Source organism: uncultured Zhongshania sp. (assembly GCF_963975605.1).
In the GTDB taxonomy this organism is placed as follows: domain Bacteria; phylum Pseudomonadota; class Gammaproteobacteria; order Pseudomonadales; family Spongiibacteraceae; genus Spongiibacter; species Spongiibacter aquimaris.
The window spans coordinates 58099-80924 of sequence record NZ_CAXBHN010000010.1 but is presented as its reverse complement, the minus strand read 5'-3'; the positions used below and the strand labels follow the sequence as shown (position 1 = coordinate 80924).

Genomic DNA, 22826 nt, shown 5'->3' with positions numbered 1-22826 from the left:
CAGGAGAATCGTTGCCCGATATGGTAAGCCTTACGTCTGTAAGTGCTTCAGTGCAATAACCGCTGCCGCCGTTCTGTTTTCAACGTTCAGCTTGCGGAAAATTTGCTCTAAATGTTTATTTGCAGTCCGCGGGCTCATGCTCAGAATGGTGCCGATTTCTCTATTGGTTTTACCGTGGGCAATCCACAGTAAAACCTCTGACTCGCGGTCAGTTATAGGTAGAGCGGAGCGCAGCCGATCAACGTCGGATGGTCGCTCCAAATCGATGAGTTGAAGCAGGTATTCGTCGTTACCGGTTTGGCTTATATAGCGTATTTCCAGTGGTTTATCTGTCGCTTTAATCAATAACCCTTTTTCTTTATTAAAATGCGGTGCCAGCAATTGGCGTAATTGTGTCGGTAAATTTTCGTTTAGCCAGTCGCTGTCTAAACCGGCCTCTTCAAGTAGGTGATAGGCTTGCGGTGTTGCCCATAAGAGGCTGCCATCGGAGGCTGCGGAAAATAGAAATTGTCCGGCGCTATCTAAAGCAACTCTTGCGCTTAAGGTTAAGCGGGCGTTATTTAAATGTGCGCGCATTCTAGCGATTAACTCATCGCCTTTGACCGGTTTGGTGATGTAGTCGACACCGCCGGCGGCAAAGCCCTTAACAATACTTTCGGTATCGCTAAGTCCGGTCATAAAAATTACGGGGATATGCGCTAAATCCCGATTTTCTTTTAATCTTCGGCAGGCTTCAAAGCCGTCCATATTCGGCATCAAGGCGTCCATCAGAATAACGTCTGGCGTAATATTGGCCGCAATGGTGAGTGCTTGAGCACCTTCTAACGCAACCAATACAGTAATGCCTGCTTGATCTAGGGTGTCGTTAAGCATGCTCAGTGTGTCGGGTGAGTCGTCAACAATGAGTACGACATCTTTCTTTCCGCGAGGTGTATTCATGACGTGCTGTTTTCCAATGCATTAATTAGAGCAGTAAACTGAAATCCAGCGGCAAGCCCTTGTAAGGTGTTTAGCGTGGCAGGATCTGCGTTGCCTTGTTTGGAAATATTTTCTAGGCAGTGCTTGATGCCTTTGGCGTAGCCTATTTTTGCTAGCTGAATAAGTTCTCGGCGGTGTTCGTCGGAGAGTGGTGCGTTCAGGCTAACTAGTTGGCCCGCAGCAGAAATCGATGCGGCTCGGTGCTCTTCGGATTCATGCTGCCAGACTATGCCGGCGTGTTTGGCGATGTAATCGAGTACCTGCGTAATTCGAATTGGTTTGAATAAATAGGCATCGTGGGGTGGCACGCCGCTACTTTCTGGTGTCACTTCGGCAGCGTTTGCCGAGATCATAATAATCGTGGCGTGATGAATGCGCTCGCGAATAGCGGCGGCAAGTTCCCATCCACTCATGCCTGGCATGGCGATATCTAATAGGAATATCTTTGGTAGGGGGTCGCAGTAGCGCAGCATATCTAGACAGGTATTGCCGTCAGGTGCTGATATAACGTTAAAGCCCAGCGGGTTGAGCATGTCGCTAAGTAGGCTGCGATGAGTAGGTTCGTCGTCCACAATAAATAGGGTCTGCTCTTCGCCCTCGTAGCCGATGATTTTTCGTTCGCTGGGTGTGGAAACAGCGAGGCGATCGGTGCTGCTCAGCATAAGCGAAACCTTAACTTCACTACCCACGCCGACCTGGCTGTGTATGGCAATGTCGCCACCCATAATGTCGGTTAGCAGGCGAGTAATTGTGAGTCCTAAGCCGGTGCCGGCAATATGCGGTGAACCGGGTTTGCGAACACGTTCAAAGGGCTTAAAGACGCGCTCTATATCGTCGGCGGCAATGCCGATACCGGTATCGTTTATCAGGAACTCGGCGACTTGGTTGCGATAGCTCACTGTGAAATTAACACGTCCTTCCGGCGTATATTTGATGGCATTGGAAATAAGGTTTATCAGAATCTGGCGCAGGCGCTTTTCATCTGTTTTGACGGTTTCGGGGAGTGGCGTTAGGCGGTCAAAGCTAAAGCCAATACCTTTTGCCTGCGCCTGAACTTGAAACATACTAATAATTTGATCTAGCAAATTGCCCAGGTTCACGTCTGACGTTGACAGTTCGAGTCGGCCCGCTTCGATGCGGGAAATATCGAGTAGGCCTTCTATCAAGTCAGCTAAATGTTCGCTGCTGCGTCTAATAACTTTAAGTGCATCAAGTCTATTTTCAGGAATGTTTGGATCTTTTTCTAATAATTGTGCATAGCCCAGTATGGCGTTTAGCGGTGAACGCAGCTCATGACTAATACCGGTGAGATAACGAGTTTTTGCTTGGTTGGCAGACTCTGCAATTTCTTTGGCTTGCTGTAATTGCATATCGGTTTGTTTGTGGGCTTCTATTTCAGTCATTAATAATTCGGTTTGACGCTGGGACTCTTCCTGCGCAACACGCCGGCTATCGTGTACTAAGGCAAACATCCACGCGAGAATTCCCGAGACAATGAGCAGAATAAAAAAGACATTGCTCAGCGCGCTGGCGGCGAGGCTTCGCTCCATACCCTCATCGATGGTGATTTGTACATAAACCAGTGCCAACACACTGGCGATCATAAAACTAATTAAGGTAAAGAGACCGATAAAGTGACCGGTGCGAGTATTGAGTGAGCGAATCCATGCATTGGGTATAAGAAAGCTTAATGCGTTTGTTAGTTGCTCCGCGATGCGTGAGTTTGTTTTGCACATATCATGGCAGCGACTGTCCAGCGAGCAGCACAGTGAGCAGATTGCGCCAGCGTACGCCGGGCAGTGGCTCATGTCTTCACTTTCAAATTGGTGGTAACAAATGCAGCAGCGCAGTGAAATTTTACTGCTGGCCAGCACCGGTTCTCTGGCGATATAGAACTTGCCCTTAGTGAGCCAGCAAATAAGTGGAGCGCAAATGAATGTGCTGCCTAGCGCAATAAAAGACGCTAGCGCCTGTGCGGTTTCTCCGAACTGACCTAGGTGAGCGAGAAAACCTAAGATTGACGAAATTACCATAGACCCCACACCGACAGGGTTGATGTCGTATAGGTGGGCGCGTTTGAATTCCATTGCCGCGGGTCGCAGGCCGAGTGGACGATTAATAACGAGATCGGCGACAAGTGATCCAACCCACGCCAAAGCAATAATAGAGTAGGCGGTAAGTATTTCCTCTAGAACGCGGTAAATGCCAAGCTCCATTAATAGTAGAGCGATGGCGACATTAAATACCAGCCACACAACTCGGCCAGGGTGGTTGTGAGTCAGGCGAGAAAAGAAATTTGACCATGCAATGGAGCCGGCATAGGCATTTGTGACGTTAATCTTCAGCTGCGACAAAATAACAAAAACACCTACTAAGAACAGTGTTAGCTGGGGCGAGCTGCTTAGATAACTAAAAGCAGTTAGGTACATGCGATTGGGGTCAGAAGCTTCGCTAAAGGGGATGCCGTGGCTTAGCGCGAGTACCGCTAAAAACGATCCGATTAAAATTTTAACTGAGCCGCTTATAATCCAGCCCGGCCCCGACGCTATCAGCGCGAGCCACCACCGCTTATTGGGTTTTTCTTGGTGGGGTAGAAAGCGTAGGAAATCGACCTGCTCCCCAATTTGCGCAATCAGCGAGAAAATTACCGCAGAGGCAGCACCGAAGGCGAGAATATTGAAATTGGCGTCACCATCTGGTGGCGTAAAGGCCACCCAATTATGAAAGGCGTCCTCAGACTGAAAAACGATACATATGAGTGGCAAGACCTGCAGTATCACCCACAGTGGCTGAGTCCAAACCTGAAAACGACTGATAAGAGTGATGCCGTGGGTAACTAGCGGTATGACAACAACCGCGCTTATGAAGTAACCATATTTAAGCGGTATATCTAGTGTTAATTCCAAGGCCAGCGCCATGATGGCGGCTTCCAGCGCGAAGAAAATAAACGTAAACGACGCGTAAATTAGCGAAGTAATGGTAGAGCCGATATAGCCAAAGCCTGCTCCGCGGGTGAGCAAATCTATGTCTACCCCGCGCCGGGCCGCGTGATAGCAAATGGGAATGCCGGTTAGAAAGATAATAATACCAACCGCGATTACGGCCGCCACGGTGTTGCTGAACCCATAGCTCAGAGTGATTGCGCCGCCAATCGCCTCGAGCGCAAGAAACGAAATTGCACCCAGCGCCGTATTCGATACCCGCGCCAAAGACCAGCGCCGAGCACTTTTGGCGGTAAAGCGCAGCGCGTAGTCTTCCAGTGTTTCATTCGCAACCCAGCGATTGTATTTGCGGCGAATGCGGAATACCCGTTGCTGGGGGTTCATAAGGGCAAATTCATTTTAATAGGTTCATTACGTTGTTTTGGTCAAGCCAGTTGGCTTTGAGTAAAGCTAACTAGTTAGAAATACCGCTTTGCGGCGTCGGGAGCAGTGCTTTAATTGCCACGCATACATTCCTAAGCAGGATCGATGCCACCATCAGTTAGCAGCGGGCTGCATTCTCGCCAATACAAAAACATACTCACAAGTTTGCCCCAAGAATCTTGACGCTATCTCGACCACCAAGCTGACGGTATACGTCATTTAACTTAGCGGGGGGGAGCATTCGCCTCATGGTGCAGCGGGGAACTTCTAAGGAGACTGTTTGCTGTCAATCAAGCAACCGTAGGGTAGGAGAAGTAACGATGAGTGATAAATCCGATAATCAGCGTTCTTGGGGGCGCCGCAAGGTAGTTCGTGCCCTTGGCGCACTACCGCTGGGTATTATACTAGCATCGCAGTTAAGTTGGGCGGCACCTGCCACCACCACTGGGCAGGCGGTTACCGATGACACTGTCACCGTGGGCATTTTGCACTCGCTGACGGGGACCATGGCGATCAGTGAAACCGGTGCTCAGGAAGCCGAAAAACTGGCCATCAAACAAATCAATGAATCAGGCGGTATTTTAGGTCGTCAAATCAAAATCATTCAGGAAGATGGCGCCAGCGATTGGCCAACTTTTGCTGAGAAAAGTCGTAAGTTATTAGTGAACGATAAGGTGGCAGCCGTATTCGGATGCTGGACATCAGCTTCGCGCAAAGCTGCGCTGCCCGTATTTGAGAAAGAGAATGGCTTGCTTTACTACCCGACTTTTTACGAAGGGTTAGAGCAGTCTAAAAATGTAATTTACACCGGCCAAGAAGCAACCCAACAGATTCTAGACGGTTTGAACTGGGTGGCTAAAGAGAAGGGCGCTAAAACCTTCTACCTAATTGGCTCTGACTACATCTGGCCACGTACTTCCATGAAAATTGCCCGTAAACACATAGAAAACGTGTTGGGTGGCAAAGTTGTGGGTGAAGAGTACAAGCCGCTGGGCGATACCCAGTTTGGTTCGGTGATCAACAAAATCCGCTTGAAAAAACCTGATGTGATTTACGCCGCAGTGGTAGGTGGCAGTAACGTAGCGTGGTTTAAACAGCTTAAAGCGGCGGGTATCCCCTCCAAGAAGCAAACTTTACTGACCATCTCGGTAACGGAAGATGAAGTGTTGGGCATCGGCGGTGAAAACCTCGAAGGCTTCTACTCCATCATGAAGTATTTCCAAAGCCAGGATAATCCTAACAACGTAGCCTTTGTTAAAGCCTTTAAAGAAATGTGGGGCGAAGACAGTGTTATCGGTGACGTAACACAGGCTGCTTACCTAGGTCCTTGGTTGTGGAAAGCGGCAGTCGAGAAAGCCGGTACCTTTGATGTTGATGCGGTTGTTAAAGCATCAGAAGAAGGCGATATCGAGCTAACTACCGCACCAGAAGGTTATGTGAAGCTGCATCCTAACCACCATCTTTGGAGTAAGGCGCGGGTAGGTATGTGGAAGAAAGATGGCCAAGCAGAAGTGGTCTACACCTCTGAACTGATCGAGCCAGATCCATTCCCAGAAGGTTATCAATAAGCCCTAGGGCTTCTCAGAAAAATCTTAGCAATACCGGCGAGCAGCAATGCTCGCCAAGCTCTTCACCGAATTCATGCAGTGGAACAGCAGCAGTGAAAAGAATATTGAATTACTTTTTAGCGGAGGCTAAGTAATGGGCGGTTATAGCTACGACGAGTTAGGCGCGATCTTCGCAATGCAGGGCTTCGCCGGCATCAGCTTGTTCAGCGTACTGTTGCTGATGGCCTTGGGACTCGCAATTATTTTTGGGCAGATGGGGGTTATCAATATGGCCCACGGCGAATTCATGGCCGCGGGGGCATATACCACCTATCTCATCTCTTCTCTCACAGAAACTTATATTCCGGCATTTATGCCCTACTATTTTGTGTTCTCGATAGTGGCGGCCTTCTTAGTCGCCGGCACATTGGGCTATCTAGCAGAATTTGTCTTGATAAGGCATCTCTACAAGCGCCCTTTAGATACGCTGTTAGCGACCTGGGGTTTGAGCTTGATTATGCAGCAGTCCTACCGGTCGATCTTTGGCGCCCGGGAAGTGAGTCCCACTTTGCCGGATTGGTTAATGGGAGCTTATCCTGCCACCGATATGATCGATATTCCTATTAATGGCATGTTTGTTCTGGGCTTAACCATATTTACGACCTTGGCAGTGTTTTATCTGATGTTTAAATCCAGTTGGGGTTTGCGCGTTCGCGCCACCACTCAGAATCGATTAATGGCTGGCGCGGTGGGTATCAATACTAAAAAAGTTGATCGCTATACCTTTGCGCTGGGCTGCGGCATAGCGGGCATGGCGGGTGCGGCATTTACCACTATCGCGTCTACGGGGCCCACGACGGGAACCTTGTATATCGTCGATACGTTTATGGTTGTGGTGTTCGGCGGTGCGGCCAGTTTGTTCGGAACCATCGCGTCGGCATTCTCAATTGCACAAGCACAATCAATCCTCGAGTTCTTTATCAGTGGATCAATGGCCAAAGTCTTTACCTTGCTCACCTTGGTAATAATTTTGATGTTCAAACCTGAAGGCTTGTTTGCCAGCAAGGTTCGCCGCTAAGGCGAGCCCTGCTCAGAAACAGCTAGATCGGTTGTAAATTATTAGGAGTTAACGATGAGCTTCGTTTACGAAAAATTATTTGGCGATAAAAAAGGCATGATAGGATTCTGCATCCTCGCGGCGCTAATCCTGGTTGTCTTTCCACTTTTCCTGGATTCTTTTCGATTGAATTTGGTCGGTAAATATTTAACTTACGCGTTTGCGGCGGTGAGTTTAGTCTTGCTCTGGGGTTACGGTGGCACCTTAAGTTTGGGTCAAGGTATTTTCTTTGGTATTGGCGGTTACGCCATGGCGATGTTTTTAAAGTTAGAGGCCTCGTCGCCAGAAAATACCGCCATTCAGTCAACCCCCGGTATTCCCGATTTTATGGACTGGAATCAGATTACCGAACTGCCCATGTTCTGGGTGCCTTTCAATAGCTTTACATTTACCGTCATTGCTGTGCTCGTGGTGCCAACCATATTTGCATATATCATTGGCGCGGCGATGTTTAAGCGCCGAGTCGGTGGAGTTTACTTCGCCATTATTACCCAGGTTATCTCCGTTATTCTAACGGTATTAATTGTTGGTCAGCAGGGCCTGACTGGCGGTATTAATGGCATCACGGACCTGCGTACCTTGAATGGCTGGGATATCACCTCCGACAGCGCAAAAAACTTATTCTACTTTATTAACTGCTTTCTTCTTCTTGGGGTAATCATAGCGTCACGCTTTATCTTAACCAGTAAGTTTGGTCGCCTACTGCTAGCGATGCGTGACAAAGAAGATAGGGTGCGTTTCTCGGGCTACGATGTCGCCAACTTCAAAATCTTTATTTTCTGTTTCGCCGCGATGATATCAGCGATCGGCGGTGCGATGTTTACTCTGCAAGTTGGGTTTATGTCACCGTCCTTTGTCGGCATTGTGCCCTCTATTGAAATGGTGATCTTTGCCGCCATCGGTGGGCGTATGTCTTTAATCGGCGCAGTTTACGGCACCTTGTTGATTAACTTTGGCAAAACCGCATTTTCCGAATCCTTTCCAGAACTTTGGTTGTTCTTAATGGGCGGCTTGTTTATTGCCGTTGTTATGTTCTTTCCAAACGGTTTGGCTGGCTTGTGGGAGGACTACGGCCATCACATCACTAAACGTTTTGCCTTCCTTAAGCGCATTTTTGCTAAGGGCAAAATCGAATCGACAAGCGTTGATGGCAAGCTCGAGGGGTCTAACTAATGAATATGTCTACCAACACAGATTTTACTCTGGCGATTGAAGATCTAACGGTGTCCTTTGATGGCTTTAAAGCCGTTGATTCATTGAGCTTCTATCTTGATAAAAATGAACTCCATGTGGTTATTGGTCCAAACGGCGCAGGTAAAACTACGGTATTGGATTTGATTTGCGGAAAAACCAAGTCCACCTCAGGCAGTATCAAATTTTTAAATAAAGAACTCACCAATTTGTCTGAGCACGAGATCGTTCGAGCGGGCGTGGGCCGTAAATTTCAGACGCCTTCGATCTACGAAAATCTCAGTGTGATGGAAAATCTCGAGATCTCCTATCCTCGCGGACGCGGTGTTTTTGGTTCGTTGATGTTTAAACACGACGATGAAGTGCACAGCAAGATCATGGAAGTGGCTAGTCAAATCATGTTGGTCGATTTCTTGGATACCGAGGCGGGGTTGCTCAGCCACGGCCAAAAGCAGTGGCTTGAAATTGGTATGTTGCTGATACAAGACCCACAGCTATTAATGCTAGACGAGCCCGTTGCTGGCATGAGTGTAAAGGAGCGCGAGCAAACGGCAGAGTTGCTTAACAAAATTAGTCAGGGTCGCTCGGTGCTGGTTATTGAACATGATATGGAGTTTGTGGCGCGTATTGCCCACAAGGTCACGGTATTACATCAAGGTAAAATTCTCGCCGCAGGTGAAATGGAAGAAGTGCAAAAAGACCCTAAGGTGATTGAAGTGTATTTGGGTCACTAAAAAGTTAAGCAATCGTTTGCGACACAGGCTGCTACGGTGAGGTGAAATAGGTTTATGTTAAACGTATCTAATTTGAAAGTGTGTTACGGCCAGAGTGAAGTTATTCACGGCTTGGATTTTACCGTGCCGAAAAATGAGACGCTTGCCATCATGGGGCGGAATGGCATGGGCAAAACCACGCTGTTTAAATCATTGATTGGTATTCTGCCCACATCAGAAGGCAGCATCAGTATTGACGGTGTTGATGTCACCCAAAAGGAAAGTTTTCAGCGTGTCGAGAGCGGCATTGCCTATGTGCCGCAAGGGCGAATGATATTTCCGTCGTTAACAGTACAGGAAAATATCGAAACCGGTATGGAGGTCTCAAAGCTTAAAAAGATTCCCGATGATATCTACGCTCTGTTTCCGGTATTGGCAGAAATGCGCAAGCGTAAAGGCGGAAACCTTTCTGGTGGTCAGCAACAACAGTTAGCTATTGCTAGGGCATTAGTGACCAATCCTAAGGTATTGTTGCTAGATGAGCCCACCGAAGGGATTCAGCCCTCCATTATTAAAGATATCGCTAATGTCTTAAATGAAATTAAAAAATTGCGGGACATTACTATCATCGTGTCTGAGCAAGTTTTGAGTTTTACCATGACGGTCGCAGATCGCATTATTGTGATCGACAAAGGCAACTTTATTCATGAAAACCTGCGTGAAGAAGTCGATACCGACAAAATAAAGGCCTATTTGTCAGTGTGATTATTCAGCAGTGCCCGTCGACTAATTTCTTAGCAATAGGAGGTAAAGATGAGACACGGTGATATTTCCAGCAGCCCAGATACGGTCGGTGTCGCTGTCGTCAATTACAAGATGCCGCGGTTGCACACCCGCGAGCAAGTTTTGGACAATGCCCGCAATATAGCGGACATGATTAAGGGCATGAAGATCGGTCTGCCCGGCATGGATCTGGTGGTCTTCCCTGAATACAGCACCATGGGCATTATGTACGATAACGAGGAGATGATGGCGACGGCGGCCACCATTCCCGGTGATGAAACCGCCATTTTCAGCGCGGCTTGCCGTGAAGCCAAAACCTGGGGGATATTCTCACTGACCGGCGAGCGTCACGAAGAGCATCCTCATAAAGCGCCCTACAACACCTTGGTGCTAATCAATGATCGGGGCGAGATCGTACAAAAGTATCGCAAATGTATTCCGTGGTGTCCGATAGAGGGTTGGTATCCCGGTGACAGAACCTATGTCAGCGAGGGCCCCAAGGGAATGAAAATAAGCCTAATTATTTGTGATGACGGCAACTACCCAGAAATCTGGCGAGACTGCGCCATGAAGGGCGCCGAGCTTATTGTGCGCTGCCAAGGTTATATGTATCCGGCTAAAGAACAGCAAATTATGATGGCCAAAAGCATGGCCTGGGCAAATAACTGCTACGTTGCGGTTGCTAATGCCAGTGGCTTTGACGGCGTGTATTCCTACTTCGGTCACTCTGCCATTATTGGCTTTGATGGCCGCACACTGGGGGAGTGCGGAGAAGAGGATATGGGCGTGCAATACGCCCAATTGTCAGTAAGCCAGATTCGCGATGCGCGGGCCAATGATCAATCACAAAACCATTTGTTTAAATTACTTCACCGCGGCTACACCGGCGTATTTAATTCCGGCGATGGCGACAAAGGCGTTGCCGATTGCCCCTTTGATTTCTACCGAAGTTGGGTTTTAGACGCAGAGAAAACCCGCGAGGATGTAGAAAAAATAACTCGCTCGACTATCGGTGTCGCAGATTGCCCAGTGGGCGAACTGCCCTACAAAGGCAAGGAAAAAGAGGCCAATTAGCAGATGATCATTTGCTTTAATCACTGAAGTAGCTGTCGATGCCCTATATCAATGACCGTCTCGCTGCAGAGCACGACGCCGCCGAGCAGAGAGATTATAAGCGCTCAACGGCTAGGCAATCACGGTTCTTGTTTCAACCTGAAAAAGTAATGCAATTGCTTCGCAAGCGGATTGTTGGACAAGATGGTGTATTGGCTGCTATCGACGATATGCTCCATGTTGTGAAGGCCGACATCGGCAACAAGCAGCGCCCGCTGTCTGTCATGATGTTTTTGGGGCCAACAGGCGTAGGGAAAACAGAGACAGCGAGGCTGGTGGCGGAAGGTATTCTCGGCAGTAGCGATGCGCTTTGTCGCATCGATATGAATACCCTTGCTCAAGAGCACTACAGTGCGGCATTAACAGGTGCTCCACCAGGCTATGTTGGCAGCAAGGAAGGCCAAAGTTTGTTGAATAACGACGCTATCGCGGGCAGCTTTAGTTTGCCAAGCGTTGTACTTTTTGACGAAATTGAAAAGGCCAGTGATGAGGTGATTCGAGCACTATTGAATGTCTTGGATACCGGCAAGCTACTGATGGCCTCCGGCGTAAAGGAGATCGACTTTCGCAATAGCCTCATTTTTATGAGCAGCAATGTCGGCGCGAGTGACGTCGACGCTTTTCGATCCCAGCGCCATCATTTTTGGGGGCGGGGCAAGCAAGAGCGACGTATTGTTGAGCGCGCCCTGCATAAAAAGTTTGATCCTGAATTCATAAACCGTATAGATGCAATTTTGTCATTTCGGCATTTGCAGCGAGAGCATTTGTTCAGTGTTCTAGATCTTGAGTTAGCGAAATTACAACTGCGACTGGAAAAGCGTCAGGTTGCGCTGCAGCTAGATCTTAACTGTCGAAACTATCTAGTTGAAAAATATGATGCGCGTTACGGTGCCAGGCATATTGCAAGGCGCTTACGTCGTGACTTGGAGCCGGCGGTAGCTCGCGCTATGCTGGCTAAGCCAGACGAGCGCGAGTTTATTGCCTTTATTCAGAATGAGCGCATAGTGGTTGAAGCGCTACAATAGACTATCTTGCGAGCTACCTATTTTTGCTCTGGGAAGATGAGCTTCGTGGTATCAAAGCCCCGATCTGCTGACATCCGTTTAAACTTCTCGATTAGCTCAGGTTTCACAGTTGGCGTTCGTGATAGCAGCCAGAGATATTTGTGATTCGGGCCGGAAATAAAGGCGTATTGATAGTCGTCATGGTCGAGTTCAAATACCACATATGAGCCGTAGAATGGCCCAAAGAAAGATACCTTTAAATATGCCTCAGTGTCGGCATTAACAAAATAGGCTTTGCCTTCTGCTTCTTTCCATATATTGTCTTCGGCAAAAAAACCGCGATTAACAACTAAAACACCGCCATCGTCCCGCAAACTATATTCCGCCGTTACCTGGCTGAGACCCTCTTCAAAAGAATGATCAAGTCTGGCGACCTCATACCATTTACCTAAATATTTATTGAGTTCAAAACCCGACACGGGTTTTACCCGCTCAGGCATGCCCAAGCATGCGCTAAGGAGTAGGGTGCTTAGTATTAGCAACGTCTTTTTCACGTGATTCACCTGGGTCAATTTTCTAAAGAAGACCGAAAAATTCTATACGTCGAAACATCGTATAAAGATGATATTGAATTAACTTTCCGGGCGTCTAGTTGTGTGTATGGGGCCTGCTGAAACTAGCTATATGCGTTTTTACATTGCTAAGAATACGTCATTTAACGTAGCGCCAAGGGCAATTAACTAATACCCGTATTGTCCGTGATTACCGATAGTAAGGCCATGGCAATCACTGTGTTGAGTCATATCGGGCACTAGGCAAGATATAACAATAGTTTCGTGGTGTTGTCTCGAATTTTCTATGACTGGTCCGGAGAAGAACGATGGCTGAAACAATCATCAAAGTAGACTTGAGTAAATCGGCATACGACAACGACATGATCCACAACCGTTGGCATCCAGACATACCAATGGTGTCAATGGTTAAGCCCGGCGACGACTTTAAAATTGAGTGCGTAGATTGGACCGGCGGCCAGATCAACAATGATGACTCCGCCGATGACGTGCGCGATGTCGATCTAAGCAAAGTGCATTTCTTGTCTGGCCCAGTGGGTGTTGAGGGGGCTGAGCCCGGCGATTTATTGGTAGTGGATATTTTAGATATCGGCACCTTCGAGGAAAGCCAGTGGGGTTTTAATGGATTTTTCTCAAAGCAAAATGGCGGCGGATTTCTAACCGAGCATTTCCCAGAGGCGCAAAAGTCAATTTGGGATTTCAATGGCATGTTCACCAAATCTCGTCATGTTCCCAATGTGGAATTCGCGGGTTTGATCCATCCAGGTTTGATTGGCTGTCTGCCTTCTCGTGAAATGCTGGACGAGTGGAACACGCGCGAAAAAGGTCTGTACGATACGGAGCCTGATCGTGTTCCCGCATTGGCCACCTTACCTTATGCTGATACTGCGCACATGGGGCGTATGACTGGCGATGCAGCAAAAGCAGCCGCCGCCGAAGGCGCCCGTACCGTGCCGCCAAGAGAGCACGGTGGCAACTGTGACATTAAAGATTTATCGCGCGGTGCCAAAGTGTATTTCCCCGTGTATGTCAAAGACGCTGGTTTGAGTGTGGGCGATCTCCACTTTAGTCAGGGCGACGGCGAAATCACCTTCTGCGGCGCTATTGAAATGGCCGGTTGGATTCACCTGCGGGTCAATTTGATTAAAGGCGGTATGAAGAAATACGGCATTAAAAACCCGATCTTTAAACCCAGCCCGATCACGCCTAAGTATGACGACTATCTTATTTTTGAAGGTATCTCGGTCGACGAGGGTGGCAAGCAGCATTACCTGGATGTGCATATTGCCTATCGCCAAGCCTGCTTAAATGCAATCGAGTATATGACCAAGTTTGGATATAGCCGAGCGCAGGCCTATACCATACTTGGGGTCGCGCCGGTGCAGGGACATATCAGCGGTGTGGTCGACATACCGAATGCCTGTGCGACCTTGTGGCTGCCCACCGATATCTTTGATTTTGATATGCAGCCCAATGCCGACGGTCCCACCAAGATGGTGGACGGCACGGTGGATGTGCCGCTGTCACCGGATCTGTAGCGGTAAAGACGAGGGAAGAGACTGGGCGTGTCCGTGACAAATAGAGTTGCGCAACAGCAACACGGGCACGCCATTTAATAGTTTGGGATGCGTTGATTAAATGCCCTGTGTTAATCATCGCTTTATAGAATGGGAGGCAGGTGATGCCGGTATACGACTACAAATGCAATGAACACGGTTTGTTTCATGAGCTAGCCAGCATGGAGCAAGCAGCAATGCCCTGCGCTTGCCCCAGCTGCGGCAAGCTGAGTGCTCGGGTGATTATGATCCCCCCCGAAGTGTTGGCGATGTCGCCAGCACGACGCCAAGCAATGGCAAAAAATGAAAAGGCAGTACATCAGCCGATTTTTTCAACAGTGGACTACAGGGAAGATCAGGCTCAGCGCCGCGCCCACGCGGCAGCCAAGAAAGGCTGTGGCTGCGGCGACCACACCGCTCACCCGGATCGCAGCAGCCTTCGCCAGAAGGCGATTTATATGGCGGACGGCAGCAAGGTTTTCCCCTCTCAACGACCCTGGATGATTAGTCACTGATGTGATTTTGAATTTCTCCGTGGAAAGGGGCATTGAAGAAATGGCGTCTCGGCGTTGTTTCTTCTTTTTTATTTGCGGTTAGCGAGAACCTGCTAGATATTGTCGATGGTCGGCATTGAGTGAGATACTGGCCGGCGTCCTCACCGCCTAGTCGCAAATTCAAAGTAGCCTTTCATGCAAGACTTCTTACAGTCGCTGTCTTTTTCGTTTTCCATCACCGGCCCGATTTTTGTCGTGCTGCTGCTTGGTATCTATCTAAACCGCACGCATTTTATTAACGACAACTTTATCGAAGTGGGTAGCAAGTTGGTGTTTAACATCACCTTACCTGCATTGATGTTCATAAGTATCAGTCGAACCAGTATCGCTGAATCTGCCAACGTTAAACTAGTGGTATACGGCCTAATAGGCACGGCTGTGACGTATGCGATGTTGGAGCTTTTGGCGCGATTTGCGGTTGTAAAACGTGAAGATCGCGGGGTGGTGGTGCAAGGTGCGTTCCGCTCAAATATGGGCATTATCGGCCTGGCATATTGCGTAAATGCCTATGGTCACGCGGGACTGGTGGCTGCATCGTTTTATTTAGCCTTGGTGACAATTTTATATAATATCTTGTCGGTGTTTACTCTTAATCGCAGCATGAATCGAGATGGTAGCAGCGCCACGTATATTCGTGGCATAGTCGGCAATCCGATTATTCTGAGTATTGTAGCGGCGCTGCCATTCGCGGCTTTTGAATGGCCGCTGCCCAGCTTATTCGTGCGCAGCGGTGAGTACTTCGCACAAATGACGCTGCCCCTGGCCTTGCTCTGCACCGGGGCCAGTTTAAATTTTAAGGCGCTTCGTGCTGATATGAGCAGTGCAATGCTGAGCGCGATTTGTAAATTGTTAGTGGTGCCGATATTACTAATAGGCGGCGGCGTCGCGCTTGGTTTTAGAGACGTTGAATTAGGTGTGTTGGCCCTGATGTCGTCGGCGCCAACCGCAGCCGCAAGTTATGTGATGGTGAGAGCGATGGGGGGGAATTCGGCGCTAGCGGCAAATATTATCGTACTGACCACACTGGGTTCGCTTTTTACCGCTAGCTTGATTATGTTTGTTTTACATGGCTTGGGGCTGCTCTAAGGCTTGCCTTGCAAGCTAGAGAGCTATACGCGTTTTAACTCTTTTTCTACCCAGTTAAATACATCCTGATAGTTCTCGGGCAGCAACTTGCGCAATTCATTCAGCGCTGTTTGCACGGCGCTTTTTTGTGGGTGATTGATGTTGATGTGGCCGAGTTTGCGCCCGGGTCTAACATCCTTGCCGTACCAGTAGCACTGGGTCGATGGAATCTTTAGCCAAGCGATCTCGCGCTCTACGCCAATGATATTTATCATCACACTTTGGCCGCGTACTTCTGGCGCTTTAATCGGTAAATCGCAGACAGCTCGTAGATGCATTTCAAACTGGCTCACGCAGGCGCCAGCTTGGGTCCAGTGTCCGCTGTTGTGAACGCGGGGTGCCAGTTCGTTTACAATTAGTTGTTCGCCAACCCGGAAGCACTCCATGGCCATGACGCCAATATAATTGGCTGAGTCCATGATTTTCCCCAGCATTGACTCAGCCATGGGCTGTAAATGTGCAACCCGGGAAAGCGGCGAAATAGATGCCATCAAAATACCGTTGCTGTGCAGATTCAGCGTCAATGGGTAGAAGACTTTATTGCCGTCTTTGTCTCTGGCGCCAACCAAAGACAGCTCCTCATTGAAGGGGATTTTCTTTTCGGCAATGCCGGTGCCTAACCAGTCGGTGGGGACTTCGTCACCCTGATCTTCGTACAGCCAGTATTGTCCCTTGCCATCGTAGCCGCCTTCGCGACGCTTTAATAATACGTCGGGACCTAATTCTGCATGTAGCGATTCTGCTTTGGTGTTTACCTCGACGGATCGCCATGGCGCAGTGTTAATGCCAAGGGTATCGAGCATGGTCTTTTGATGAAAACGATCCGCGATTTTGCCGAAGATATCCGCATTCATAAAGCCGCATTGTTGGCTCATATGGCGGGTTACTGGGGTGTCTGGCCACTGTTCTCGTTCAACGGTGACAGTGTCGCCGTCAATAATGTTTGGCAGCTGCTCGCTTTCAGGCTCGACCGGCTCAACATTAAGCGCCAGTGGATAAGCAGCCTGCTTTAGCATTGCGCCTAATTGTCCGGCGCCCAGAACCCAAACCGTCGGCATTAGGCGTTCCTCGGATCCGGGTTGTCTAATACATCTTGGGTTTGCTTGGTGCGGAAGGCCTCTAAGCGCGCTGCTAAGTCAGCATCGGTTAGCGCCAAAATTTGGCATGCCATTAAGCCGGCGTTGAAGGCGCCTGCACTGCCGATGGCCAAGGTGCCAACCGCAATGCCTTTTGGCATTTGCGCGATAGAGAGCAAGCTGTCGACACCATTGAGCGCTTTGCTTTGCACCGGTACGCCCAGCACGGGTAAGCGAGTCTTTGCCGCCACCATGCCAGGTAAATGCGCTGCGCCGCCGGCGCCCGCAATAATAACGTCATAGCCACGGCTGACTGCCTGGCTGGCAAATTCCATTAGTTTGTCCGGAGTGCGATGGGCTGAGACCACTTCTACATGGTGCTCGACGCCAAGTTCGCTCATGATCTCGGTGGCTGGGCGCATGGTCTCCCAGTCACTTTTTGAGCCCATGATCAGGGCAACTTTTGCGCTCATTGCTATGCTCTCTTCGCGTGAAAGCGGCGTATTATACGGGAATTCCTGCGATTAGGCCGAATCTCATTATAAATCTCGTCAAAACACCGATTTCAACATGCAAAATACCCCATCGCAAGTCTCGGCGTGCCGGATAAGTTATTGTAATGGCAAGAAAAATATTTCCTGATCACTGCCTGAGTGGTTTGTATATATTTTGCACAAAATCGCATTTTTTGAGTGTTGAAGGCTATCGCGCTATGGTCTGACGGCGAAACCGTCACGTAAAGGTCAGTTAGCGGCTAATTAATAGCGATCTAGTCATGGTGGGTTGCGACTTAGAAGCCGAGCCGTAGACGCTAGTTTAATCATAAATACAGGGGCGAAAATGCACGATACCTTGGCGTTGTTGGAGGTCACAGACTTCCCACCCATTTCCAGAAAACAGCTGGATACCCTGCAAGTTAATCTGGGTTATAAGTGCAATCAGCGCTGTCTGCATTGCCACGTAAATGCAGGCCCGACGCGCACAGAAATGATGGCGGCAGAGACCATCGCCCTTATACCCCAGGTCCTTGCGGCGCGGAATATCACTACCCTTGATCTCACCGGCGGCGCACCGGAGCTTCACGAGCAATTTTGCGAATTGGTCAGTGCGGCGACGACGATGGGCGTTAAGGTCATCGATCGCTGCAATTTAACTATTTTATTTGAGCCTGGTCAGGAAAGTTTGGCGGCGTTTTTGGCGGCGAATAAAGTCGAAATTGTTGCCTCGCTACCCTGTTATTCGCTTGAGAATGTCGACGCCCAGCGCGGCGAAGGTGTGTTTGATAAAAGCATCGCGGGCCTGCAATTACTCAACTCCCTGGGTTACGGTATGCCGGACTCGGGTTTGGTACTGAACCTGGTCTACAATCCGCAGGGGCCTTCGCTGCCGCCCAATCAGCAATCCCTGGAGGCTGATTATCGTCGCGAGCTACGCGCTAATTTTAATATTGAATTTAATAATTTATTTGCCTTGGCGAATATGCCAATACAGCGCTTTGGTTCGACCTTGGTCTCCAAGGGCCAATTCAAGCCTTATATGGAGTTGTTAAAAAATAATTTCAGTGCCGACAACTTGGAATCGCTGATGTGCCGTAATTTAGTTAGCGTGGACTGGCTGGGTAATTTATACGACTGCGATTTTAACCAGCAATTGAGTCTTCCAACCGTGGGTAAATCTGCCAAGCATTTGCGCGATCTATTACGTGTTGATGTTGAGGGGCATGATATTGCCATAGCTGATCATTGTTTCGGCTGCACAGCGGGGCAGGGCAGTAGTTGCGGCGGCGCGTTGTGATAGCTGGGCAAACCATTCCGTAAAAACAAAGAGCGTAAAAACAAAGAGCATAAAAATAAAAGGGGCACAACAATGGAAGTGAAAACAAAATTACTGGTATCGCTTTACTTCGTGATAGCGCTACTGGCATTGCTAACAACGTGGATACATTTACCGGCTTATCTCGGCAGCGGCATTGTTGAAGCGAATATTCAATTCTGGAAGGATGCGCTGTTTAATGCCAACCCTGCGGGAAAATTTTTAGTGATAGATGTTTTATTCCTGGCCTTTGCCTGCAATGTTTGGATGATCATCGAGGGGCGGCGACTGGGTGTGAAATATATTTACGCTTATATTGCCGGCGGAGTTTTAATCGCTATTAGTGTGGCGTTCCCGCTCTTTATGGCCGCGAGGGAGTTAAAGCGGGCCTCGCATGAATCACCGCTAGAGCTGTATAAAATAAAGGTAGTCGATGTCCTTGTTTTGTTGTGCTTATTTCTAGTGACACTGTTCGCCGCTGTTGTTGTTCTATAGAAGTGATTTTTCTCATTTTCTAAGTTGTTGGGAGAAGGTATGCACGAGCTAGTGCAGGACTATTACGGTAAGCAGTTGCAAAGTTCGGCCGATTTAAAAACCAGCGCCTGTTGCGATATTACGTTTATGCCCGAGTGGCTGAAACCGGTATTGGCAAATATTCATGGCGACGTCTTGTCTCGGTATTACGGCTGCGGCTTGGTGTGTCCGCCGGTGTTGACTGGTTGTCGCGTGCTGGATCTTGGTTGCGGTAGCGGCAGAGATGTCTATGCCTTGGCGCAGTTAGTCGGGGCCACGGGTGAAGTCGTTGGTGTGGATATGACTGATGAGCAATTGGCCATCGCCAAAGCGCATCAAGCCTATCACACTGAAAAATTCGGTTTTGATAATGTGCGGTTTTTGAAAGGCTATATCGAGAAACTCGACGAGCTTGGTTTAGAGTCAGGCAGTTTCGATATTGTGGTTTCGAATTGTGTGATTAATTTATCGCCAGATAAAGACGCCGTGCTGCAGAGTATAAAACGGCTATTAAAACCCGGTGGCGAATTTTATTTCTCAGATGTGTATGCCGACCGGCGAGTACCTGATGAAGTGAAAAATGACCCGGTACTCTATGGCGAGTGTTTAGGCGGTGCCTTGTACTGGAATGATTTTATACAAATGGCGAAGCGCCATGGCTTTACGGACTCTAGGTTGGTAGAGGACCGCCCCTTAGACATTACCGACCCTTTGTTGGCTGCCCGCTGCGGGAACATAAAATTTTTCTCGGCGACCTATCGTTTATTTAATATTGATGCCTTAGAAAGCGATTGCGAGGACTACGGTCAAGCGGTGATATATCGCGGTACTATCGCAGAGAGCCCGCATCGCTTTGTATTAGATAAGCACCACGATATTCAAACAGGCAGAGTCTTCACGGTATGCGGTAATACATGGCGAATGCTCCACGATACTCGTTTAGCCCAACACTTCGAGTTTATTGGTGATTTTAGTCGTCACTACGGCATTTTTGAGGGCTGTGGTGTGGCTTTACCGTTTTCTGTAGATGCCTTAAGCGAAGGCGCGCCATGTTGCTAGTAAGCGAGGAGTGAATGGATGTCATTCCTCGCGTTTATTCTCAGTCACTTGTGCGCTGAGCTATGCGTTTCTTAAACTCGGCAAGGTCTTCTTTACGCTCTGAATAGCGGTCGACAAAATACGCTGCGCTGCCGCGTGTTAGCAGGGTGAATTTCACCAGCTCTTCCATCACGTCCACAATGCGATCGTAGTACGAGGATGGTTTCATGCGGTCGCTCCCGTCAAACTCAAGCCATGCTTTGGCGACCGATGATTGATTGGGTATGGTCAACATACGCATCCAGCGTCCCAGTACCCGCAATTGATTTACCGCATTAAAACTTTGTGAGCCACCGCATACTTGCATCACTGCAAGGGTTTTACCTTGGGTGGGTCTTACGGCGCCGATCGAGAGCGGAATCCAGTCTATCTGCGCTTTCATAATGCCGGTCATGGCGCCGTGGCGTTCTGGCGAGCACCACACCATGCCTTCGCACCAGCTGGCGAGTTCTCGTAATTCTTGCACCTTGGGGTGGCTGTCGTCGGTATCGTCGGGGAGTGGCAGTCCCGAGGGGTTAAAGATTCGGGTTTCTGCGCCGAAGCGCTGCAGCAGGCGGGCGGCTTCTTCGGTGGCGAGGCGACTAAAAGAGCGCTCTCGCAAGGAACCGTACAATAATAAAATTTTTGGCGGGTGTTCTAGGTTGTTAAATAATTTACTGGCGTCGATGGGCTTGAGTAACTCGGCGTCGACGTTGGGAAGATCGTTCATACAATATCCGTTTTTGCTTGTTACTTAAGAGGGAAAGGCGTCGCGGCTGCGATTGACGATGGCGACTAGCGACAACATAACGGGCACCTCAACCAATACTCCAACCACGGTTGCCAGCGCGGCGCCAGACTGTAATCCAAATAGTGAAATGGCGACGGCGACGGCCAGCTCAAAAAAGTTGGATGTGCCGATAAGGCAGGCTGGGCCGGCAATATTGTGCGGCAGGCGCAGTGCTTTGGCGCCGTAAAACGTAATCGCAAAGATGCCGTAGGTTTGGATCAGCAGGGGTATAGCGATAAGCACGATCGCGATGGGGTTTTGCAATATAACTTCCGCTTGAAAGCCAAATAATAAAACGACGGTTGCCAGTAGGCCGCTTATCGAAATGGGTTTTACGCGGCCTAAAAAGTCTTGCAGGCGTTGGTGGTTGTCGGGCTTGTCGAGTGCGCGGCGAGTTAGTACCCCGGCGATGAGCGGTATCAGCACGTAGAGCACAACGGATAGAACTAAGGTGTCCCATGGTACGGTAACGTCGCTAATGCCTAGCAAAAATGCGGCGATAGGCGCGAAGGCAAAGATCATGATGACGTCATTGATAGAGACCTGCGCCAGGGTGTAATTGGCGTCGCCTTTGGTGAGCTGGCTCCAAACAAACACCATGGCCGTGCAGGGTGCGACGCCGAGCAAAATCATACCGGCGATGTATTCGCTGGCGGTCTGCGGGTCAACCCAATCTGCGAAGATCACGCGGAAGAAAAGCCAGCCCAGCGCCGCCATGGTGAAAGGCTTTATCAGCCAGTTAACCACCAGCGTTAAGGCCAGCCCCTTGGGTTTTTTGCCGACGTCTTTAATGGCAGAAAAATCTACCTGCACCATCATCGGATAAATCATCACCCAAATAAAAGCCGCAACGGGCAAATTTACGTGAGCTATTTCCATACTCGCAATAAGTTGAAATAGCTCAGGCATGACGTTGCCAAGGATTAAACCTGCGACAATGCAGAGTCCTACCCAGACGCTTAAATACCGTTCAAACAGGCCCATTAGGTTTTAACTCCGTCGCTGACATTGCTGTGAATTTTCTTTAGAGCAGAAATAAGTTCGGACTTGTCGAGATGTTCTATATCCAGTGCCAGCAGCGCTTGTACACGTGCTTGTATGGAGGCGATGCAGGTATTAAACGCGGCTTCGATGTCGGCATCGCTGCCGGAGAGTTTAGACGGGTCACTTAAACCCCAGTGCACCTTTGGTGAATTACCCAGCCACAGCGGGCAGCTTTCGCCGGCGGCGCTGTCACAGACGGTAATCGCAATATCAATTGCCTGCCCCGCGAAGTCATCCCAGGATTGGCTGCGTAAATTCGCCGTGGAAATGCCCTGTTTGGCGAGGTACTTTAATGAGAGTGGGTGAACTTCACCGGCGGGTTGACTGCCTGCACTAAAGGCGCGGACGCGTGGATCGTCAAAGCTATTCGTGATCGCTTCGCACAAAATACTGCGGCAGCGATTGTGGGTGCAGATAAAGAGTAGGTTCATCTTGTGTCCTTATATTGCATAACCTTGCCTTATGCGCAGTTTGCTGGTCGGCATTGCATTGCTTTGAGCTTTTGGAGACAGACGTGCAGCTGTTCTTTTTGGGCGTTCACGGTGGTGTCCAATATTTGTTTAATCCACGCCGGCAATTGTGGGTGAAGACGGTAATACACCCACTGTTTATCGCGGCGGTCCGTGAGAACGCCGCAGCTGCGCAATTGAGCTAAGTGCCGTGAAATCTTGGGTTGGCTGTCGTCTAGTGCGGCCATTAACTCACATACGCACAGCTCACCTTCGCTGTGGATGAGCAGCGTGGACAGCAGTCGCGTGTCGTCAGATAAGCATTTAAATAGCTGGCTTGGATTCATGGCATTGTGTTTGGTTTGAGACGAGTTGGCTGATTTTAATGTATGTTTGTATATATGTATATCCATATATTAATTTTGGTTCGATCAGCTTGATGTTCTG

At 49.1% G+C, this 22826-nt stretch carries 22 protein-coding genes; 13 read left to right on the top strand and 9 right to left on the bottom strand.

Annotation, left to right across the window (positions count from 1 at the left end):
- Positions 1 to 30 precede the first annotated feature (30 nt).
- Together AAC007_RS10480 and AAC007_RS10475 are read right to left on the bottom strand one after the other, a co-directional pair.
- Positions 31 to 939 (bottom strand): response regulator transcription factor, encoded by a 909-nt coding sequence (locus tag AAC007_RS10480; RefSeq protein ID WP_219042804.1) that lies wholly within the window; start codon positions 937 to 939, stop codon positions 31 to 33.
- On the bottom strand, positions 936 to 4304 hold the full coding sequence (locus tag AAC007_RS10475) for an ATP-binding protein (RefSeq protein WP_339676579.1): 3369 nt from the start codon (positions 4302 to 4304) through the stop codon (positions 936 to 938). The genes AAC007_RS10480 and AAC007_RS10475 overlap by 4 nt, the downstream gene beginning before the upstream one ends.
- A gap of 359 nt (positions 4305 to 4663) precedes the next feature.
- Between AAC007_RS10475 and urtA the strand changes: the two genes are divergently transcribed.
- From urtA to AAC007_RS10440, 7 genes are all read left to right on the top strand, one after another.
- Positions 4664 to 5911 (top strand): urea ABC transporter substrate-binding protein, encoded by a 1248-nt coding sequence (gene urtA / locus AAC007_RS10470; RefSeq protein ID WP_339676578.1) that lies wholly within the window; start codon positions 4664 to 4666, stop codon positions 5909 to 5911.
- A gap of 133 nt (positions 5912 to 6044) precedes the next feature.
- Complete coding sequence (gene urtB / locus AAC007_RS10465; RefSeq protein ID WP_296434293.1) at positions 6045 to 6968, top strand: urea ABC transporter permease subunit UrtB; 924 nt, start codon at positions 6045 to 6047, stop codon at positions 6966 to 6968.
- A gap of 54 nt (positions 6969 to 7022) precedes the next feature.
- Entirely contained in the window at positions 7023 to 8180 is a 1158-nt protein-coding gene (urtC, locus tag AAC007_RS10460) for an urea ABC transporter permease subunit UrtC (protein ID WP_339676575.1), read from the top strand.
- A 5-nt stretch (positions 8181 to 8185) separates the two neighbouring features.
- Positions 8186 to 8932: an urea ABC transporter ATP-binding protein UrtD gene (urtD, locus tag AAC007_RS10455; RefSeq protein WP_219043120.1), complete on the top strand. Its 747-nt coding sequence runs from the start codon at positions 8186 to 8188 to the stop codon at positions 8930 to 8932.
- A gap of 54 nt (positions 8933 to 8986) precedes the next feature.
- Positions 8987 to 9676 (top strand): urea ABC transporter ATP-binding subunit UrtE, encoded by a 690-nt coding sequence (urtE, locus tag AAC007_RS10450; RefSeq protein WP_219042799.1) that lies wholly within the window; start codon positions 8987 to 8989, stop codon positions 9674 to 9676.
- Positions 9677 to 9724: 48 nt separating this feature from the next.
- Entirely contained in the window at positions 9725 to 10768 is a 1044-nt protein-coding gene (locus AAC007_RS10445; protein ID WP_339676573.1) for an aliphatic amidase, read from the top strand.
- A gap of 38 nt (positions 10769 to 10806) precedes the next feature.
- Positions 10807 to 11832 carry an AAA family ATPase gene (locus AAC007_RS10440; protein WP_339676572.1) on the top strand — a complete coding sequence of 342 codons (1026 nt, stop codon included), beginning with the start codon at positions 10807 to 10809 and terminating at the stop codon, positions 11830 to 11832.
- Between the two features lie 17 nt (positions 11833 to 11849).
- Here the strand turns inward: AAC007_RS10440 and AAC007_RS10435 are convergent, their stop codons facing one another.
- Positions 11850 to 12365, bottom strand: a complete 516-nt coding sequence (locus AAC007_RS10435) for a lipocalin family protein (protein ID WP_339676570.1) — start codon at positions 12363 to 12365, stop codon at positions 11850 to 11852.
- Positions 12366 to 12691: 326 nt separating this feature from the next.
- Between AAC007_RS10435 and fmdA the strand changes: the two genes are divergently transcribed.
- The 3 genes from fmdA to AAC007_RS10420 all read left to right on the top strand — a co-directional run bounded on the left by fmdA (position 12692) and on the right by AAC007_RS10420 (position 15579).
- Complete coding sequence (gene fmdA, locus AAC007_RS10430) at positions 12692 to 13921, top strand: formamidase (RefSeq protein ID WP_295875030.1); 1230 nt, start codon at positions 12692 to 12694, stop codon at positions 13919 to 13921.
- A gap of 143 nt (positions 13922 to 14064) precedes the next feature.
- Positions 14065 to 14454, top strand: coding sequence for an FmdB family zinc ribbon protein (locus AAC007_RS10425; protein ID WP_295875032.1), 390 nt, complete (start codon positions 14065 to 14067; stop codon positions 14452 to 14454).
- Positions 14455 to 14628: 174 nt separating this feature from the next.
- Positions 14629 to 15579, top strand: coding sequence for an AEC family transporter (locus AAC007_RS10420; protein ID WP_296434300.1), 951 nt, complete (start codon positions 14629 to 14631; stop codon positions 15577 to 15579).
- A 23-nt stretch (positions 15580 to 15602) separates the two neighbouring features.
- Here the strand turns inward: AAC007_RS10420 and purK are convergent, their stop codons facing one another.
- Both purK and purE read right to left on the bottom strand, forming a co-directional pair.
- Positions 15603 to 16676, bottom strand: coding sequence for a 5-(carboxyamino)imidazole ribonucleotide synthase (gene purK / locus AAC007_RS10415; RefSeq protein ID WP_339676565.1), 1074 nt, complete (start codon positions 16674 to 16676; stop codon positions 15603 to 15605).
- Positions 16676 to 17167, bottom strand: a complete 492-nt coding sequence (gene purE, locus AAC007_RS10410) for a 5-(carboxyamino)imidazole ribonucleotide mutase (RefSeq protein ID WP_339676563.1) — start codon at positions 17165 to 17167, stop codon at positions 16676 to 16678. Before purE ends, purK begins: the two co-directional genes overlap by 1 nt.
- A gap of 367 nt (positions 17168 to 17534) precedes the next feature.
- Between purE and arsS the strand changes: the two genes are divergently transcribed.
- The 3 genes from arsS (at position 17535) to AAC007_RS10395 (ending at position 20078) form a co-directional block, all read left to right on the top strand.
- Positions 17535 to 18488 carry an arsenosugar biosynthesis radical SAM (seleno)protein ArsS gene (arsS, locus tag AAC007_RS10405; RefSeq protein ID WP_339676562.1) on the top strand — a complete coding sequence of 318 codons (954 nt, stop codon included), beginning with the start codon at positions 17535 to 17537 and terminating at the stop codon, positions 18486 to 18488.
- Between the two features lie 72 nt (positions 18489 to 18560).
- Positions 18561 to 19001, top strand: coding sequence for a DUF2834 domain-containing protein (locus AAC007_RS10400; protein ID WP_339676559.1), 441 nt, complete (start codon positions 18561 to 18563; stop codon positions 18999 to 19001).
- A gap of 39 nt (positions 19002 to 19040) precedes the next feature.
- Complete coding sequence (locus AAC007_RS10395; protein WP_339676557.1) at positions 19041 to 20078, top strand: methyltransferase domain-containing protein; 1038 nt, start codon at positions 19041 to 19043, stop codon at positions 20076 to 20078.
- A 40-nt stretch (positions 20079 to 20118) separates the two neighbouring features.
- On the opposite strand, the gene arsH is transcribed toward AAC007_RS10395, so the two are convergent.
- From arsH to AAC007_RS10375, 4 genes are read right to left on the bottom strand one after another with little or no spacing between them, the layout of a single operon-like run.
- Positions 20119 to 20826, bottom strand: a complete 708-nt coding sequence (arsH, locus tag AAC007_RS10390) for an arsenical resistance protein ArsH (RefSeq protein ID WP_339676554.1) — start codon at positions 20824 to 20826, stop codon at positions 20119 to 20121.
- 24 nt (positions 20827 to 20850) lie between these two features.
- Positions 20851 to 21870, bottom strand: coding sequence for an ACR3 family arsenite efflux transporter (gene arsB, locus AAC007_RS10385; protein WP_339676551.1), 1020 nt, complete (start codon positions 21868 to 21870; stop codon positions 20851 to 20853).
- Positions 21870 to 22361, bottom strand: coding sequence for an arsenate reductase ArsC (locus tag AAC007_RS10380; RefSeq protein WP_295875055.1), 492 nt, complete (start codon positions 22359 to 22361; stop codon positions 21870 to 21872). Before AAC007_RS10380 ends, arsB begins: the two co-directional genes overlap by 1 nt.
- A gap of 29 nt (positions 22362 to 22390) precedes the next feature.
- Positions 22391 to 22792, bottom strand: a complete 402-nt coding sequence (locus AAC007_RS10375; RefSeq protein WP_339676549.1) for a metalloregulator ArsR/SmtB family transcription factor — start codon at positions 22790 to 22792, stop codon at positions 22391 to 22393.
- Positions 22793 to 22826 lie beyond the last annotated feature (34 nt).

Coding starts and splice junctions, on each gene's coding strand:
- AAC007_RS10480 (WP_219042804.1), bottom strand. CDS start 939: ATGAATACACCTCGCGGAAAGAAAGATGTCGTACTCATTGTTGACGAC.
- AAC007_RS10475 (WP_339676579.1), bottom strand. CDS start 4,304: ATGAACCCCCAGCAACGGGTATTCCGCATTCGCCGCAAATACAATCGC.
- urtA (WP_339676578.1), top strand. CDS start 4,664: ATGAGTGATAAATCCGATAATCAGCGTTCTTGGGGGCGCCGCAAGGTA.
- urtB (WP_296434293.1), top strand. CDS start 6,045: ATGGGCGGTTATAGCTACGACGAGTTAGGCGCGATCTTCGCAATGCAG.
- urtC (WP_339676575.1), top strand. CDS start 7,023: ATGAGCTTCGTTTACGAAAAATTATTTGGCGATAAAAAAGGCATGATA.
- urtD (WP_219043120.1), top strand. CDS start 8,186: ATGTCTACCAACACAGATTTTACTCTGGCGATTGAAGATCTAACGGTG.
- urtE (WP_219042799.1), top strand. CDS start 8,987: ATGTTAAACGTATCTAATTTGAAAGTGTGTTACGGCCAGAGTGAAGTT.
- AAC007_RS10445 (WP_339676573.1), top strand. CDS start 9,725: ATGAGACACGGTGATATTTCCAGCAGCCCAGATACGGTCGGTGTCGCT.
- AAC007_RS10440 (WP_339676572.1), top strand. CDS start 10,807: ATGCCCTATATCAATGACCGTCTCGCTGCAGAGCACGACGCCGCCGAG.
- fmdA (WP_295875030.1), top strand. CDS start 12,692: ATGGCTGAAACAATCATCAAAGTAGACTTGAGTAAATCGGCATACGAC.
- AAC007_RS10425 (WP_295875032.1), top strand. CDS start 14,065: ATGCCGGTATACGACTACAAATGCAATGAACACGGTTTGTTTCATGAG.
- AAC007_RS10420 (WP_296434300.1), top strand. CDS start 14,629: ATGCAAGACTTCTTACAGTCGCTGTCTTTTTCGTTTTCCATCACCGGC.
- purK (WP_339676565.1), bottom strand. CDS start 16,676: ATGCCGACGGTTTGGGTTCTGGGCGCCGGACAATTAGGCGCAATGCTA.
- purE (WP_339676563.1), bottom strand. CDS start 17,167: ATGAGCGCAAAAGTTGCCCTGATCATGGGCTCAAAAAGTGACTGGGAG.
- arsS (WP_339676562.1), top strand. CDS start 17,535: ATGCACGATACCTTGGCGTTGTTGGAGGTCACAGACTTCCCACCCATT.
- AAC007_RS10400 (WP_339676559.1), top strand. CDS start 18,561: ATGGAAGTGAAAACAAAATTACTGGTATCGCTTTACTTCGTGATAGCG.
- AAC007_RS10395 (WP_339676557.1), top strand. CDS start 19,041: ATGCACGAGCTAGTGCAGGACTATTACGGTAAGCAGTTGCAAAGTTCG.
- arsH (WP_339676554.1), bottom strand. CDS start 20,826: ATGAACGATCTTCCCAACGTCGACGCCGAGTTACTCAAGCCCATCGAC.
- arsB (WP_339676551.1), bottom strand. CDS start 21,870: ATGGGCCTGTTTGAACGGTATTTAAGCGTCTGGGTAGGACTCTGCATT.
- AAC007_RS10380 (WP_295875055.1), bottom strand. CDS start 22,361: ATGAACCTACTCTTTATCTGCACCCACAATCGCTGCCGCAGTATTTTG.
- AAC007_RS10375 (WP_339676549.1), bottom strand. CDS start 22,792: ATGGATATACATATATACAAACATACATTAAAATCAGCCAACTCGTCT.